This is a genomic window from Streptomyces sp. NPDC020845, assembly GCF_044334165.1.
Classification (GTDB): Bacteria; Actinomycetota; Actinomycetes; order Streptomycetales; family Streptomycetaceae; genus Streptomyces.
Genome location: NZ_JBIRSJ010000080.1, coordinates 1 through 1,828 on the forward strand (window position 1 = coordinate 1; position 1,828 = coordinate 1,828).

General features: G+C 67.6%; 1 protein-coding gene. It reads right to left on the reverse strand.

What is annotated here, in order from left to right; genetic code table 11:
* On the reverse strand, positions 1-1,022 hold a 1,022-nt coding region (gene ltrA / locus ACH4U7_RS53150; RefSeq protein ID WP_398534938.1), incomplete at its 3' end, for a group II intron reverse transcriptase/maturase.
* Positions 1,023-1,828 lie beyond the last annotated feature (806 nt).

Below are 1,828 nucleotides of genomic sequence, written 5' to 3' on the forward strand. Positions count from 1 at the left end.
CTGGCGAAGATGGCCAGTCGTTCGTGGACGTAGCCGTCGACCGCGTTGAATCTCCGCCCGGAGTTTCCGTTGCGGAAGTACGCTGCCCAGCCCCGCAGCACGGGGTTGAGGTCGGCGACCACGGCGGACACCGGCCGTTCGGTCTTCGAGCGGGCGGTGGCCGCGCGGACCTTGTCCCGCAGCACCCGCATCGCTCTGGCCGAGGGCCAGCGTTGCATGTAGAACCTGCCTCGCCATTTCCACGATTCCACCTTCCGGTGATGGAAACCGAGGAAGTCGAAGCCCTGCCCACCTCGGGTGAGGCAGGTGATGCCGGACTTCTCGGGGTGCAGTCGCATCCCGAGCCGTTCCAGCACTCTCGCCACCAACTGCTGGGCCTGCTCGGCCCGTTGTCTGGTCGGCGACAGGACCACGAAGTCGTCGCAGTACCTCACCAGCACCCCCAGCCGGCGGCCTTCGTCCTGCCACACCTCGTCGAGGACGTGCAGGGCGATGTTGGCCAGCAGCGGGGAAATCGGTGAGCCCTGCGGGGTTCCCGCCCCGGTCGGGGAGGTCACCCCGCCCTCCAGGACTCCCATCCGCAGCCAGGTCCGGATCAGTTTCAGCATCGGCCGGTCCACGACATGCCGGGCCACCTGGGCCATGAGCGCGTCGTGGTCGATCGTGCCGAAGCAGTCCCGGATGTCGGCCTCGAAGACCCATTCCCGCCGTTGGTTCGCCGCAACGCGCACGGCCTCGCACGCGTCAATCGCGGACCGCTTGGGCCGGAATCCGTAGCTCGCCTCGGTGAACTGGGCCTCGAAGACTGGTTCCAGGACCAGCTTCGCGGCCGTCATCACCACCCGGTCCGCCACCGTGGGAATCGACAGCGGCCGGAACTCCCCCGGCCGCCCCGGTTTGGGAATCTGGACCCGCCGCAGCACCGACGGACGATACGTATACGTCCGCAGTCGCTCGGCCAGATCCTGGAGGAATGCGTCCACCCCCGAGGCCGCCACCGCGTCGACGGTCACCCCGTCCACGCCGGAGGCTCCTCGGTTCGCGCACACACCGGCCCATGCCCGCCGAAGGACGTCCATGCGGTGGACATGGCTATACAGGGCATGAAACCGGCGTTCGGGTTCTCGCTTGGCACAGTGGTACAGCGTCCGCTGCAAGGCTCGGACCTTGTCCAAAGGACGGCCACCCGGTCTTGCGGTGCCTTCCTCCCGGCGGATGGATCTAGCCGAAACGGCACTCATCCGGGCCCCTCCCTGTTCGCGGATCGCATCGATGAAGCAGGGGCCCTTCGCTCCCAGCGGGTTGTGTTGTCCCGCCGATCGGCACTACTACGGCCCCCTCCGACTGCCTCTCGACAGGCCGCCACTTCCCGGTTCCGCCGGTTATAGGCAGGCCACGCTTCCCCCGCCGCATGCGCGGGGCCGAGGAGGCTCTCTCCAGTTCCCAGGACAACCGTCCGACCATTCCACGCCCCTTACGCCGGGAGGTTCTTCGGCGACCGCTCCAGGTCCAAGATCGCCTTCCATGGCCTTCGCCTTTCAAGCACAGGCTCGGCTCCTCCTTGGCCCGCCCGCGGGCGGGGGTTAAATGACGGCGCTGCAGGCTTCACTTCATGTTGCGGACTGGCCGGTTGCACGCCCCCGAAGGGCGCTTGTCACTCCACTTCGACGCCACCCTTTCGAGCGACGCCGGGAGTCAGCTACCGGGGACCCTGGCGTCTCCCCGGGCCGGACTCGCACCGGCTGGCTACCCTGAGCTTGTCGTCCGGTTACATCGTTCACATCCCTTCTGAGCTGGGAAGACGTCCGGACTGCTGGACGTACGCTTG